The 14,279-nt window shown below is 60.2% G+C and carries 10 protein-coding genes; 6 read left to right on the forward strand and 4 right to left on the reverse strand.

Annotated elements, in window-relative coordinates:
• The first annotated feature begins 749 nt into the window (after positions 1–749).
• The 4 genes from A7D21_RS29035 to A7D21_RS29050 all read left to right on the forward strand — a co-directional run bounded on the left by A7D21_RS29035 (position 750) and on the right by A7D21_RS29050 (position 9,014).
• Positions 750–2,432, forward strand: a complete 1,683-nt coding sequence (locus tag A7D21_RS29035; protein ID WP_069553319.1) for a fatty acid--CoA ligase — start codon at positions 750–752, stop codon at positions 2,430–2,432.
• Between the two features lie 332 nt (positions 2,433–2,764).
• Entirely contained in the window at positions 2,765–4,624 is a 1,860-nt protein-coding gene (locus A7D21_RS29040; RefSeq protein WP_053254452.1) for a DUF1302 domain-containing protein, read from the forward strand.
• A gap of 43 nt (positions 4,625–4,667) precedes the next feature.
• The gene (locus A7D21_RS29045; protein ID WP_053254453.1) at positions 4,668–6,032 is read left to right on the forward strand and encodes a DUF1329 domain-containing protein; all 1,365 of its coding nucleotides are present in this window, start codon (positions 4,668–4,670) and stop codon (positions 6,030–6,032) included.
• Positions 6,033–6,284: 252 nt separating this feature from the next.
• Complete coding sequence (locus A7D21_RS29050) at positions 6,285–9,014, forward strand: LuxR C-terminal-related transcriptional regulator (RefSeq protein ID WP_069553320.1); 2,730 nt, start codon at positions 6,285–6,287, stop codon at positions 9,012–9,014.
• Between the two features lie 2 nt (positions 9,015–9,016).
• Here A7D21_RS29050 and A7D21_RS29055 read toward each other — a convergent pair whose 3' ends face one another.
• From A7D21_RS29055 to A7D21_RS29070, 4 genes are read right to left on the reverse strand one after another with little or no spacing between them, the layout of a single operon-like run.
• Positions 9,017–9,577, reverse strand: coding sequence for a membrane integrity-associated transporter subunit PqiC (locus A7D21_RS29055; RefSeq protein WP_053254455.1), 561 nt, complete (start codon positions 9,575–9,577; stop codon positions 9,017–9,019).
• A 14-nt stretch (positions 9,578–9,591) separates the two neighbouring features.
• Positions 9,592–11,241 (reverse strand): intermembrane transport protein PqiB, encoded by a 1,650-nt coding sequence (locus A7D21_RS29060; protein WP_053254456.1) that lies wholly within the window; start codon positions 11,239–11,241, stop codon positions 9,592–9,594.
• Positions 11,222–11,866: a paraquat-inducible protein A gene (locus tag A7D21_RS29065; protein ID WP_053254457.1), complete on the reverse strand. Its 645-nt coding sequence runs from the start codon at positions 11,864–11,866 to the stop codon at positions 11,222–11,224. The genes A7D21_RS29060 and A7D21_RS29065 overlap by 20 nt, the downstream gene beginning before the upstream one ends.
• Complete coding sequence (locus tag A7D21_RS29070) at positions 11,863–12,453, reverse strand: paraquat-inducible protein A (protein WP_053254458.1); 591 nt, start codon at positions 12,451–12,453, stop codon at positions 11,863–11,865. Before A7D21_RS29070 ends, A7D21_RS29065 begins: the two co-directional genes overlap by 4 nt.
• Positions 12,454–12,617: 164 nt before the next feature.
• Here A7D21_RS29070 and A7D21_RS29075 point away from each other — a divergent pair, with 164 nt between their 5' ends.
• Both A7D21_RS29075 and A7D21_RS29080 read left to right on the forward strand, forming a co-directional pair.
• On the forward strand, positions 12,618–13,262 hold the full coding sequence (locus A7D21_RS29075; RefSeq protein ID WP_069553321.1) for an MBL fold metallo-hydrolase: 645 nt from the start codon (positions 12,618–12,620) through the stop codon (positions 13,260–13,262).
• 221 nt (positions 13,263–13,483) lie between these two features.
• On the forward strand, positions 13,484–14,257 hold the full coding sequence (locus tag A7D21_RS29080; protein ID WP_069553322.1) for an OmpA family protein: 774 nt from the start codon (positions 13,484–13,486) through the stop codon (positions 14,255–14,257).
• Positions 14,258–14,279 lie beyond the last annotated feature (22 nt).

A 14,279-nucleotide genomic window follows, 5' to 3' on the forward strand; every position in this document is an offset into this window, starting at 1 on the left:
GATCAACAGCAGATCAACAGCAGAGCACGGCGGCCTGGTAGCCGACCTGAGTGGTAGAAGCGAAAGCAGGGCAAAACACAGCAGAGGCAGATCAGAAGCAGAACTGCTTTTCTGTGGGAGCGGGCTTGCTCGCGAATGCGGCGGGTCAGTCACCAGATGCATCAACTGACACACTGCTATCGGGAGCGAGCCCCTTCCCACATTTGTCCGAGTTCAGTTTCCAAGATCAGCTCGGCTGTAAGGCCGCCGTGCTCTGTTTTTGATCTTGATCTGCTGTTGATCTTAGGCGCCCCGTTAACCACGCTGGCCGAACGCAGGCTTTGGAGCGTGGGTAACCCGGCAGGACGCCGGGTTAGCCGCGATGGGCCAAGGATGGCCCATGGCGGCGGCCCACGGTCCAAAGCCTGCGTGAGGGCACACCGAGCCCAGGCGAGGTGCCGAGTGGTGGGGCAAGAGTCCTTTGCTTACTTTGGGGCTTTTCCAAAGTGAGTCGCCGTAAGGGCGAAACCCATAGCTGCCATGACGCTTATAACGGATATGTACTCCGTAGCCCGGTGACAACCATAAGGCTTGCAGATAGTTATCCCCCGATAGTGCCCACATTTCATCTCAGCAATGCTCCACTAATGGCGCAAAGCTAGCATTCATTGAGCGCTGCAAATCATTCCTTTGGCTGATTTAGCTGAAACACAAGCGCTCTAAAGTGCAGGTCTTCAAGCCAAGACCGTGCAGTCAGATAAGGGATTCGTATGTTGCAGACCCGTGTTATCCCGCCCGCCGAAGGCGCTTACCAATACCCGCTGTTGATCAAGCGCCTGTTGATGTCCGGGGCGCGCTATGAGAAGACCCGGGAAATCATCTACCGCGACAAACTGCGCTACACCTACCCAACCTTGATTGAACGCGTGGCCCGCTTGGCCAATGTGTTGACCGAAGCCGGGGTCAAGGCCGGTGACACCGTTGCGGTGATGGACTGGGACAGCCACCGTTACCTGGAGTGCATGTTCGCCATCCCGATGATCGGTGCGGTGATCCACACGATCAATGTGCGGCTGTCGCCGGAACAGATCCTCTACACCATGAACCACGCCGAAGACCGCTTTGTGCTGGTCAACAGTGAGTTTGTGGGCCTCTACCAGGCCATTGCCGGGCAGTTGACCACGGTCGACAAGACGCTGCTGCTCACCGACGGCGAATCCAAAACCGCCGAGCTGCCCAATCTGGTCGGCGAGTACGAAACCCTGCTGGCGGCCGCGAGCCCCCAGTACGACTTCCAGGACTTCGACGAAAATTCGGTCGCCACCACCTTCTACACCACTGGCACCACCGGCAACCCCAAGGGTGTGTACTTCACCCACCGCCAGTTGGTGCTGCACACCATGGGCGTAGCGACCATCATGGGCAGTGTCGACAGCGTGCGCCTGCTGGGCACCAACGACGTGTACATGCCGATCACACCGATGTTCCACGTCCACGCCTGGGGCTTGCCGTATGTGGCAACCATGCTCGGCTTGAAGCAGGTGTACCCCGGCCGCTACGACCCGGATTACCTGGTGGAGTTGTGGCGCAAGGAAAAGGTCACCTTTTCCCACTGCGTGCCGACCATCCTGCAAATGGTGCTCAACGCCAAGGCTGCCCAGGACGTGGACTTTGGCGGCTGGAAAATTGTGATCGGCGGCAGCGCGCTCAATCGCACGCTGTATGAAGCGTCCAAAGCGCGTGGCATTCAATTGACCGCCGCGTACGGCATGTCCGAAACCGGGCCATTGGTGTCCTGCGCCCATCTCAACGAAGAGTTGATGGCCGGCAGCGAAGACGAACGCACCACCTACCGCATCAAGGCCGGCGTGCCCGGGCCGTTGGTGGAGGCGGCAATCATCGACGGCGACGGCAACTTCCTGCCCGCCGACGGCGAGTCCCAGGGCGAATTGGTGTTGCGTGCGCCCTGGCTGACCGAAGGCTATTACAACGAGCCGCAAAAGGGTGCCGAGCTGTGGGAAGGCGGCTGGATGCACACCGGCGACGTGGCCACCCTGGACGCGTTTGGCGTGATCGATATTCGCGACCGCATCAAGGACGTGATCAAGACCGGCGGCGAGTGGATCTCGTCCCTGGCCCTTGAGGACCTGGTCAGCCGTCACCCGGCGGTACGCGAAGTAGCGGTGGTGGGCATCGCCGACCCGCAGTGGGGCGAGCGCCCGTTTGCCTTGCTGGTGGTGCGTGATGGCCATGTGATAGGTGCCCGCGAGCTCAAGGAACACCTCAAGCCTTTCGTTGAACTGGGCCACTTGAGCAAGTGGGCCATTCCTAGCCAGATCGCCGTTGTTACTGAAATTCCCAAGACCAGTGTCGGAAAACTCGACAAAAAACGTATCCGCATCGACATCATTGAATGGCAGGCCAACAACAGCACGTTCCTGTCCACCCTCTGACGCCTCTCGCCGCGCCCGGTCGGGCGCGGCAATGCTCTATCTCGCGCCTCCACTTGTGATTTGCCAATTTTCAGCCATCCTTGCCTCGCCGGCCTTCGTCGGCGTGGCGAAAGGGTTGTGGCAGACGGGTTGGTGATGCAAATCACACTTTAGAGGGATCAAGCGATACCCCCCGCTGGCTATAGTCCCTTCCAGAGTTTTTCAAGGATGTTGTGCATCGGGCCATTGGGGCGCGGTTGCAATTTGGCATTGGAATCGTTGTATTCCGGCCGTTACAAGCATCCAGAAGACAGACTCACTGCCATAACAATAATGCACATGGAGTAGCGTCGATGACCTCAGTAAACCAGTTCTGGCGCCGGGCAAGACTGCCCCTGGCCGTCAGTCTCGCTTCTACGCTCGCCGGGCCCGCATTCGGCGTCAGTTTCAACATCGGTGAAATCGAAGGTAGCTTTGACTCATCCCTGTCGGTAGGGGCGAGCTGGTCGACTGCCGGTCGCAATAAAGACCTGATCGGTGCCAACAACGGTGGCAGGGGGTTATCGCAAACCTCCGATGACGGTCACCTGAACTTCAACAAGGGCGACTCCTTCTCGAAGATCTTCAAGGGTATCCATGACCTTGAGTTGAAATATGGCGACACCGGCATCTTTGTGCGTGGCAAGTACTGGTATGACTTCGCGCTGCAAAACGAAGACCTGGACTTCAAGAACGTCAGCAACGACAACCGTAAAGAGGGCGCCAAGTCCTCTGGCGGGCAGATTCTCGATGCCTTCGTCTACCACAACTACACCATCGCCGATCAGCCGGGTAACGTGCGTCTTGGCAAGCAGGTCGTGAGCTGGGGCGAAAGTACGTTCATTGGCGGCGGTATCAACTCGATCAACCCGATCGATGTGTCTGCATTCCGCCGTCCGGGCGCCGAGATCAAGGAAGGCCTGATTCCGGTCAACATGTTCTACGTGTCCCAGACCCTCACCGACAACCTCTCCGCAGAGGCGTTCTACCAGTTGGAGTGGGACCAGACCGTGGTGGATAACTGCGGTACGTTCTTCTCGCAGCCGGACGTGATTGCCGATGGTTGCAGTAACAACCTGCGCGTCTTGAACAAGCGTTCCACCATTCCTGGCGCGGCATTGCCAACCCTTAACGCGCTTGGCGTCGATGTGAACAACGAAGGCGTGCTGGTGCGTCGTGGCGGTGATCGTGATGCACGCGACAGCGGCCAGTTCGGCGTGGCCATGCACTACAACTTCGAGCCGCTGGACACTGAGTTCGGCGCGTACTTCATGAACTACCACAGCCGTGCGCCGATCTTCAGTGCAACCGGTGCGCCAAACTCGGCCTACACCCGTCCGCTGGGGCCATTGGCGGCATTGCGTCCGTTGATCGTGGCGGGCAGTTCGAATTACTTCGTTGAGTACCCGGAAGATATCCGCCTCTATGGTTTGAGCTTCTCCACCACGTTGCCTACCGGCACCGCCTGGAGTGGCGAGTTGAGCTATCGGCCAAACGCGCCGGTACAGCTGAGCACCACCGATATTCTGTATGCGGGCGTCACACCGATTCCGGGCTTCGGCAATGCGTCGGTGCTCAAGGGCACGCCGGGTCAGGACCTGCATGGTTACAACCGCAAGGAAGTGACTCAATTCCAGACCACGTTTACGCACTTCTTCGACCAGGTGATGGGCGCCACCCGCCTGACAACCGTGGGCGAAATCGGCGTGACCCATGTGGGCGGCCTGGAGAGCAAAAACCAGGCACGTTATGGCCGTGATCCGGTCTTTGGCCCCGGCACCCTGCCTGGCGGTTTCTGCAACGCACTCAACAATTCGACAGCCAACGGCGCAGGCCTGCCCAATGCGTCCGGCCTGAACACCAACTGCAACAATGACGGCTACACCACGGCGACGTCCTGGGGTTACCGCGCCCGGGCGATCTGGGAATACCCGGATGTGTTTGCCGGTGTGAACCTCAAGCCCAACGTGGCCTGGTCCCATGACGTCAAAGGTTACTCGCCAGGCCCTGGCGGCAACTTTGAAGAGGGTCGTAAGGCCGTCAGCCTGGGTGTCGATGCCGAGTACCAGAACACCTACACCGTCGGCCTGAACTACACCAACTTCTTTGGTGGCAAATTCACCACGGTGGATGATCGCGATTTCATCGCTCTGAGCGCCGGCGTGAACTTCTAAGCAGACTCTTTTCAGATGCATGTAATTCAGGAAGAACCAGAACATGAAAATAACTAAAAGTCTGTTGCATGTGGGTGTGCTTGGGCTGTCGATCATGGCGGGGAGCGTCATGGCGGCAGTCTCGGCGGATGAGGCGGCCAAACTGGGCACGACCCTGACACCGATGGGCGCCGAAATGGCCGGTAACGCGGCCGGCACCATTCCGAAATGGTCGCCACTGCCGACCAATGCCGGCGCTGTGGATGCCCGTGGTTTCCTGGCTAATCCGTATGCCAGCGAACAACCGCAGTTCACCATCACCGCGCAGAACGTCGAGCAGTACAAAGACAAGCTGGCGCCGGGGCAGTACGCGATGTTCAAGCGTTACCCGGACACCTTCAAGATGCCGGTCTACCCGACGCATCGCGGCGCCACGGTGCCGGCCGATGTGTTTGCCGCTATCAAGAAGAACGCCACTACCACCAACCTGGTGTCGGGCGGCAACGGCCTGGAAAACTTCGAAACCGCTGTGCCGTTCCCGATTCCCAAGAGCGGTGTTGAGGTTATCTGGAACCACATCACCCGTTATCGCGGCGGCAGTGTGACCCGTCTGGTTACCCAGGCCACCCCGCAAACCAATGGTTCGTTCAGCCTGGTGTACTTCCGCGACCAGTTCGTGTTCCGCGACAAGATGAAGGACTTTGACCCGAAAAACCCGGGCAACGTGCTGTTTTACTTCAAGCAGCAAGTGACCGCGCCGGCGCGTCTGGCCGGTGGTGTACTGTTGGTGCACGAAACCCTCGACCAGGTCAAAGAGCCGCGTTCGGCGTGGGTCTACAACGCCGGCCAGCGCCGTGTACGCCGGGCACCGCAAGTGTCCTATGACGGGCCGGGCACCGCTGCCGATGGCCTGCGTACCTCTGACAACCTCGACATGTACAACGGCGCGCCCGACCGCTACGACTGGAAGCTGGAAGGCAAAAAAGAAATCTACATCGCCTCCAACAGCTACAAGATCGACGATCCGAAACTCAAGTATGTCGACATCATCAAGGCCGGCCACATCAACCAGGACCTGGCACGCTATGAGCTGCGCCGCGTCTGGCACGTGGTCGCGACCTTGAAGGAAGGCCAGCGCCACATCTACGCCAAACGTGACTTCTTCATCGACGAAGACACCTGGCAAGCAGCCGTCATCGATCACTACGACGGTCGTGGCCAGCTGTGGCGCGTCGCCGAAGCCCATGCCGAGAACTACTACGACAAACAAGTGCCGTGGTACGCCCTGGAAACCCTCTACGACCTGCAGTCCGGCCGCTACCTCGCACTGGGCATGAAGAACGAAGAGAAGCAGGCGTATGACTTCGGCTTCACCGCCACCACCAGTGACTTCACCCCGGCCGCCTTGCGCCAGGACGGTGTTCGCTAAGCAGCACTCGCTCGACAATGTGGGAGGGGGCTTGCTCCCGATAATGCTGTATCAGTCACTCAATACATCGACTGATCCACCGCTATCGGGAGCAAGCCCCCTCCCACTTTTGTTCGTGGTGCTCCGGCTGGGATATTTTTTGTCGCAGTTCTTTTTCAGGCAAATGTTGCAAAGATCTACAAACCTGCCGCTTTTACCGCTAGTCTGCGGACATCTGCAATGCCGACAACAGCCTTCTACAAGAGCCCGGCGATGACTGATCTGTCCCGAATCCAAGGGCCTGCAAGCGCTGTGATTCCGACGCTGGAAGCGCGCTTTTACAGGCCTCCGTTGCCTGACGGCTATGTGCTGCGCCCACGCCTGTGCGAGCGGCTGAGCGCCGGGCTGGAAGGCCGACTGTTACTGGTCAGCGCCCCGGCCGGGTTCGGCAAGAGTTCGTTGGCGGTGGAGTTCTGCCAGAGCCTGCCCGCCCATTGGCAAAGCCTGTGGTTGGGTTTGAGCCCTCGGGATAACGACCCCGGCCGCTTCCTCGAGCGCCTGCTCGACGGTTTACAACAATACTTCCCACAACTCGGCGCCCAGTCCCTGGGCCTGCTGAAAATGCGCCAGCGTCACCAACCCTTTGCCTTTGAAGAGTGGCTTGATGGCTTGCTCGATGAGCTGACGCTGCACTTGTCCACGCGCGCGCCGATATTGCTGGTGCTGGATGACTACCACCTGGCCCAGGGCCCGGTGCTGGATCGCTGCCTGCAATTTTTCCTTAACCATTTGCCCGATGGGCTGCTGGTCATGGTCACCAGCCGCCAACGCCCGGACTGGCATCTGGCGCGGCTGCGGTTGTCGCGGCACCTGCTGGAGCTGCACGAACACGACCTGCGCCTGACCCATGACGAGTCGCTGGCGGTGTTGGACCGGCACAGCAACTCGCTGCGCGGCGAGGCCCTGGATAACTTGATTCGTCGCAGTGAGGGCTGGGTGGCCGGCCTGCGTTTCTGGTTGCTGGCCATCTCCGAAGCCGGCGATGAGGCCGTGTTGCCGCAACACTTGCACGGCGGCGAAGGGCTGATTCGCGATTATTTGCTGGAAGAGGTCATCGACTGTCTGCCGGTTGAAGTGCAAGCCTTTTTGTACGACACCGCGCCTCAGGATCGTTTCTGCAGTGAGCTGTGCGACGCCGTGCGCGAGGCCCACGACAGTGCGGAAATCCTCGGGTATTTGCAGGCCCACCAAGTGTTTCTGGTGCCGCTGGACGAGCAGGGCCACTGGTATCGCTACCACCATCTGTTTTCCGACTTGCTGCGCACCCGCCGTGCCAGCAATGCCACGTTGCCGATTGCCAGCCTGCACCTGCGGGCCTGCCGCTGGTTCAACGCCCAGGGTTTGATTGACGAGGCGGTGGAGCAGGCGTTGCGCGCCGGCCACCTGGATGTGGCGGCGAACCTGGTGCAAAACCTGTCGGAGGAGCAACTGCTCGCCGAACAGAATGTCGGCATGCTGTTGCGTTGGAAGATGGACTTGCCCGATAGCCTGCTGATCAGCACGCCGCGGTTGATCGTGCTCTACAGCTGGGCGTTGGGGCTGGCCTGCCAGTTGGATGCGGCAGAAGAGTTGTCCGGCTATCTCAGTCGCTTCCTGCCGGCGCCGTCGGCCACTGCGCAAAAATCGATGCTGGCGCAATGGCTGGCGCTGAGCGGGATCATCGCTCGCGGCCGAGGCGATCGCGAGTTGACCCAGCGCTATTGCAGCGAGGCGTTGGAAAGCTTGCCGCACAAGCGTTACGGCCAGCGCCTGATGTGTTTGTCGACCCTGTCCAACCTGGCCATCGTCGACGCTGATCTGTGGCGCGCCCGTGGCCTGAACCGCGAATCCCTGGAGTTGGCCCAGCGCGTCGGCAACCCGCTTTTCGAAGCGTTGGCCCACTATGATCGGGCGCGTGTCCTACAAGCGCGCGGCGAAATCCTGCGTTCTCTGGATGAAGTGCGCCAAGGCTTGCAGCGCTTGCAGGGCCTGGCGCCCCAACGCCTGTACGCCGTGCGTGCGCGGTTATCGCTCTACGAAGGTTATTTGCTGCTGGTGCGTTACCAGCCCGAGGCCGGCCTTGCGCGCTTACGCGCCGGCTTGAGCGAGGCCCGCGCCTGCCGGGATATCAGTGTGTTGATCGGGCATTGCGTCATCGCCAGCTTTGAAGGACGGCGTGGCGATTTTCCGAAAGCCTTCGCCGAACTCGCCGAAGCCGAGCGCTTGATGCATATCTGGGATGTGCCGCCGATTTACTACTTGGCGATGATCACCCTGATCAAATGCGAGCTGTGGCTGGCCCAGGGTCGCACTGACCTGGCTGACGCCTGGCTGGCGCGGTTGGGCCAAACCTACAACGGCGAGCACGCCGCGGCCGCCCCGGAGTTTCACCCACACCTGCCGCAACACATCGGGCTGCAACAGGCCGCGCTGGATGCGACTCGGCATCAGCCCGCCGCCGCATTGGAGCGCCTCGAAGACCTGGCGCAACAGGCGCATAACAGTGGGCGTCAGATGATTGCCCTGATGGCGCTGACCCAGCAGGCGTGTTTACTGCTGGAGAGTGGCCAGGAAGCCAAGGCGCGGCCGATAGTCGTTAAGGCCCTTGAAGCTGCCGCCGGTGGTGCCTTGCAGCCGTTCCAGCGCCTGCTGGAACGTTACCCGGACTGGATGCGTGAGCAACTGGGCAAAGACCCGCACGGGTTGTTGAGCCAGAGTCTGTTGGCGCTGTTGCCGGCAGTCGCTGACGCGCCGGCGGCGCCCAGCCACGAAACGCTGAGCACCCGCGAATTGGCGGTGCTTCAACTGATCGCCCAAGGCTGTTCGAACCAGGAAATCAGCAATCAGTTGTTCATTTCCCTGCACACGGTGAAGACCCACGCCAGCCATATCAACAGCAAGTTGGGCGTGGAGCGTCGGACCCAGGCGGTAGCGCGGGCCAAGTCGATGGGCTTGCTGGCCTGAAACTACCGCGCGGTCGGACACGCTTTGAGGGACGTGTCCGCCGCCTGGCCGATCAGGGCGGCGAAGCGTTTGAGGTTGTGCTGGTGCGCCACCACCAGGTCGTCGATGCTCGGGCCTGCGGGCGTCTGCAAGGTGGAGCGGCAGGTCAACGGTGGGCGGTCACCGCCGCTGGTTGGCCTCAGGCGCCAGCGCACGTCGAGCAGCGCATATTGCCCGGGCACCGAGTCAAAACGTTGAACCTCAACGCGCAACGACACGGCTTGCCGCGCATGACGGTTCGCCAGTTGATCCACCAGCGCAGTTTTCAGCTCATCGGCCAGGCTGGCGGCCCACCACTGGGTGTCCAGAATCGCCACGCCACTGTCGCCCTGACGAATCACGATCTGCGCCCGGTCAACCTGTGGCGGCACGCTGATGCTTTCAATGCGAATATCGCTCGCCTGCGCTTGGGTCGCGTTATTCCAGTGCGCCGGCGTCAGGGTGTGGAATGCAATCGGCTCACTGCGACACGCCGCGAGTAGCACCAGTGCGGCAATCAGCGTGATGTTCAAGGGACGGGTCATGGCGGCTCCAGTGCTCATTTGCGAGGTGGCCCTTGCAGGTCCAGTGGCGCGGCGTTGTCGGGGCGACCGCGAATCAGTGATTCCGGATGGCGACCGAGGTAGTCCGACAGTTCGCGCAAGGAGCGCGACATGCGTGCCAGTTCATCCAGGGTTTGAGTCAGTTGTTCACGTTGCGGCGAGTCTTCGGCCAGGGTCGAGTTGGCCGATTGCAGCGTCTTGCTCACGTCACCCAGCGTGGTCTGCACGCCGGGCAGGGTTTTCGCGTTGAACTGGGCGAGCCCTTTGCGCAGCTCGACCAGGCTGCTGTCGAGGTTGCCCGCAATGCGCTCGATCGGCAGTTGGTTGAGCTTGTTGACGATGCCTTCGAGTTTTTCCTGCAGTTGTTCCAGGTTGCCGGGAATGGTCGGAATGTTGACTGGGCGCAGGCTCGGGTCAAACGCAACTTTGTCGGCTTTCGGGAAGAAATCCAGGGCGATATACAGTTGGCCGGTCAGCAGGCTGCCGCTGCGCGCCTGGGCACGCAGGCCGTTTTCGATAAACGTGCCCATCAAGCGAACGCCGCCCGCTTCGTCGTTGGGGTCATGATTGGTGGCCTTGAGCAGCTTGGTGTTGGCTTCCCCAAGCAATTGCGGATAAATCACGATGCCGACGTTGATCGGAAAGCTGCGTTTCTTCGCATCGTAATCGAGGTTGATTGACACCACTTTGCCGAACTCGACGCCGAGGAATTCCACCGGTGCTCCGACTTTCAGGCCGCGCAGGGCCTGATCAAACCGCAAGGCCATATATTGCCCTTTGCCATTGGGCGGGGCGAGGGCGCTTTGCTGGTCGTCGAACAGCTCATAGACGTGATCTTCAGCGGCCGGTTTGTCGTTGGGGCTGTAGGGCGGCGCCTGGAAAGCGATGCCTCCCGCCAGCATCGACGACAGCGACTCGGTTTTCAGCGCGAAGCCATTGGCGCCGACGCTCAGGTCGATACCACTGGCGTTCCAGAAGCGCGTGTTTTCGGTGACATACACATCATTGGGCGCATGCACGAAGACTTCGATATTCACGCCTTTGCCGTCGTCATCCAGCTCATAGGCCACCACCTGGCCGACTGAAATTTTGCGGTAATAAACCGGCGAGCCGATGCCCAGTGAACCCAGGCTCTGGGTATGCAGGGTAAAGCGTTTGCCCGGTTCGCCATAGGTGATGGGCGGCGGGTTTTCCAAGCCTTTGAAGTGTTTGGCGCGGGTGTCGGACTGGCCGATGTCGGCACCGATGTAGTCGCCGGACAGCAAGGTGTCGATGCCGGACACGCCACCGGCGCCGATGCGCGGGCGGACAACCCAGAATTTTGAGTCTTCGCGGGTGAAGCTTTCCGCTTGCTTGGCCAGCTTGATCGTGGCGTTGACGCTTTTCTGGTCGTCACTCAAGGCCACGTCAGAGACCTGGCCGATTACCACGTTGCGATATTTGACCTCGGTTTTGTTGGCGACCAAGCCACTGCCGGTCTTGAAATTGAGGACGATGGTCGGCCCCTGTTGCAGCACGCTGTGAACCACCAGCGAAATGCCCACCAGCACCGCTACAATCGGCACGATCCACACCAGCGAAACGCTGAAACGTCGGGTCTTGATCGCGGGTGAGCCGACCGGGGTATCAGTGTTGGGTGAGCTCATCCGAGGTCTCCTCATTGGCTGGGTTTTCCCAGATCAGCCGTGGATCAAAACTCATGGCTGCCAGCATCGTGAAGACCACCACCAGGCCAAAAAACAGAATGCCCAAACGCGGCTCAATGGTGCCCAGTGCCTGGAATTTCACCAGTGCGGCCACCAGCGCGACCACAATCACATCGAGCATCGACCAGTAGCCGATCAGCTCGACAAACCGAAACAGCTTCGAGCGCTCCTTGCGCGCCCACAGGCTGTTGCGCTGCACGCTGACCAGCAGCAGCGTCAACGACACGAACTTGATCCCGGGCACCGCAATACTGGCAATGAAAATGATCAGGGCGATATCCCAGGCGCCGTGCTGCCAGAACTCCAGTACGCCGCTCATGATGGTGCTGTCCGCCCCCGAACCGAACATCGTTGTGTTCATCACCGGCAACAGATTCGCCGGGATATAAAACGCGAGCGCCGTGAGCATATAGGCCCAGGTGCGCGTCAGTGAATGAATCTTGCGCCGGTGCAGCGGCGCGCCGCAGCGCTCGCACTCGCTGGGCTCGTCGCGCATGTCGCACGACAGGCCGCAGGTGTGGCATAGGCACAGGTTCAGCTCGCGGGCGGTCGGAGGCGAATTCATACGGTGTCCCACAAGTCGCGCACATCGCGCCCGGCGATGCGGATCAGCAACAGGGCCAGGGCGGCGAGGGCAAACAGGCCGGTGCCGGGTATCACGTCGAGCATGCCGGCCAGTTTGAACACGGCCACCATCGAGCCCAGCAGGCAGACTTCGAGCATGCTCCACGGCCTGAGCGCTTCCAGCCAGCGCATGCACAGTTTGAACGCCGGTGAGCGCCTGCCGGACAAGGCGAAACTCAACACCCAGATCAGCAACAGCAGCTGAAACACGGGCGCGATGATGATGGAAATCGCCGCCACCAACGCAATGAAGGTGATCGGCCCGAGGCTCAACGCAACCACCGAATCCCACAGGGTCGCGCTACTTTTCAAGCCTTGCAGGCTGATGCTCATCACCGGGTAAAAGTTGGCGAAGGTCCACAATACGGCCGCCGTGATCGTCAGCGCGAGTCGCTGTTGCACTGACAATCCGTTGTAGCGTTGCAGCACGCCGGCACAGCGGGTGCACAGGGCTTTTTGATGTCTGGCGAGCGTGACCTTTTCGTACACGCAATCGCAGTGTTCGCAGATGACCCGTTGATTCGCCATAAGTCTTGCTCCAAACGCGACGCTGCGGTGTTGGACAGTGCTACGGGTTGCTGGCGCTTGAGTAGATTAGCAGTTGAGGCATCACAGGTTTGATCCCTTCCGGATCAGGGGCAAGGTCAACCATACTGCGTCTGAAATGTGCCATAGAGTGTGCAGGAACGCCCATGAATATCGAAAAAGCCGCGCTGATCCGCGAAACCTTCCCGGTCGGCCCGTTGCAGTGCAACTGCACCATTATCGGTGACCCGATCACCAAAAAGGCCATCGTGGTCGACCCAGGCGGCAATTACGAGCTGATCCTGGCACGCCTCGACGCGCTGGGTTTGAAGGTGGTGAGCATCATCCATACCCATGCGCACCTCGATCACTTCCTGGCGTCCGGCCAGTTGAAAGAGAAAACCGGTGCCACCCTGCATTTGCACAAGGAGGATCAATTCCTCTGGGACAACCTGGAAATGCAGTGCCAGATGTTCCGTGTGCCCTACACACCGGTGCCGCCGCCGGATCGCTGGCTGGAAGATGAAGAAGAGTTGGCCTGCGGTTGCGGGGTGGCGCTGCATACGCCGGGGCACACACCGGGCTCGATGAGCTTCTGGTTTGCCGATGCCAGGATATTGATTGCCGGAGACACCTTGTTCAAGCGCGGCGTGGGCCGTACGGACCTGTGGGGCGGCGACCAGGCGACCATCGTGCGTTCGATCAAGCAGCGTTTGTATACCCTGGATGAGGGCGCAACCGTGGTGACCGGGCATGGGCCGGACACGCGTCTTGGCGATGAAATGCGTGAAAACCCGTTCGTAAGGGCGTAGGTATCTGTGCGGATACCCACTGGCAACCGTTCGACGATCCCGATGAAGAAAATGACAATTCCCGTTCAGGAAGTCTCTGCTAGGGTTTTAGAGCGCGCATCGGTTGTAGCGCGCAGGCCTGCCGGGCATGGAATTTTTACCGTTTGTCGTGTTCCAAACTCGGCACAGGTCTATTGCCAATGTCCTCTGCATCACAGAATGCAAAAGTAGGAGCTTCCTTCATGTTCACTTCGCGTCGTCTGCTTGTCGTTGCCACGGCTGTTGCCTTGTTGTCCGGCTGTGCGTCTCCTAACCCTTATGATGGTAGCCAAGGACAGGCAAACGGCTCATCGGGCATTAGCAACACCGCCAAATACGGTGGCCTGGCTGCATTGGCCGGTGGCCTGGCCGGTGCCGCGATCGACCACAATAACCGTGGCAAGGGCGCCCTGATTGGTGCTGCCGTCGCGGGCCTGGGTGGTGCGGGCTATGGCTACTACGCCGACCAGCAGGAAAAGAAACTGCGGGCCAGCATGGCCAATACCGGGGTGGAAGTTCAGCGCCAGGGCGACCAGATCAAGCTGATCATGCCGGGTAACATCACCTTTGCTACCAACTCGGCGGACATTGCCGGCAGTTTCTACACGCCGCTGAACAACCTGGCCAACTCGCTCAAGCAGTTCAATCAGAACACTATCCAGATTGTCGGCTACACCGACAGCACCGGTAGCCGCCAGTTGAACATGGACCTGTCCCAGCGTCGTGCGCAAAGCGTGGCCAACTACCTGACCTCCCAAGGTGTCAGCCCGACCAACCTGAGTGCACGCGGCGCCGGCCCGGATAACCCGATTGCCAGCAACGCCGATGTGAATGGTCGTGCCCAGAACCGTCGTGTAGAAGTTAACCTCGGCCCGATCCCCGGCCAGCAATACGGCCAGCCTGGTCAACAGCAGCAACAACAGGCGCCGCAGCAGAACAACCAGTTCCAGGGCAACCCGTACCAGCAATACCAGTAAACCCTGGGCAATAAAAAGGGCG

Origin of the sequence: Pseudomonas sp. AP19, assembly GCF_001728855.1 — a bacterium.
Classification (GTDB): domain Bacteria; phylum Pseudomonadota; class Gammaproteobacteria; order Pseudomonadales; family Pseudomonadaceae; genus Aquipseudomonas; species Aquipseudomonas fluorescens.

Excerpts from the sequence above, each read along its gene's own strand:
- A7D21_RS29035 (WP_069553319.1), top strand. The coding sequence starts at position 750 with ATGTTGCAGACCCGTGTTATCCCGCCCGCCGAAGGCGCTTACCAATAC.
- A7D21_RS29040 (WP_053254452.1), top strand. The coding sequence starts at position 2,765 with ATGACCTCAGTAAACCAGTTCTGGCGCCGGGCAAGACTGCCCCTGGCC.
- A7D21_RS29045 (WP_053254453.1), top strand. The coding sequence starts at position 4,668 with ATGAAAATAACTAAAAGTCTGTTGCATGTGGGTGTGCTTGGGCTGTCG.
- A7D21_RS29050 (WP_069553320.1), top strand. The coding sequence starts at position 6,285 with ATGACTGATCTGTCCCGAATCCAAGGGCCTGCAAGCGCTGTGATTCCG.
- A7D21_RS29055 (WP_053254455.1), bottom strand. The coding sequence starts at position 9,577 with ATGACCCGTCCCTTGAACATCACGCTGATTGCCGCACTGGTGCTACTC.
- A7D21_RS29060 (WP_053254456.1), bottom strand. The coding sequence starts at position 11,241 with ATGAGCTCACCCAACACTGATACCCCGGTCGGCTCACCCGCGATCAAG.
- A7D21_RS29065 (WP_053254457.1), bottom strand. The coding sequence starts at position 11,866 with ATGAATTCGCCTCCGACCGCCCGCGAGCTGAACCTGTGCCTATGCCAC.
- A7D21_RS29070 (WP_053254458.1), bottom strand. The coding sequence starts at position 12,453 with ATGGCGAATCAACGGGTCATCTGCGAACACTGCGATTGCGTGTACGAA.
- A7D21_RS29075 (WP_069553321.1), top strand. The coding sequence starts at position 12,618 with ATGAATATCGAAAAAGCCGCGCTGATCCGCGAAACCTTCCCGGTCGGC.
- A7D21_RS29080 (WP_069553322.1), top strand. The coding sequence starts at position 13,484 with ATGTTCACTTCGCGTCGTCTGCTTGTCGTTGCCACGGCTGTTGCCTTG.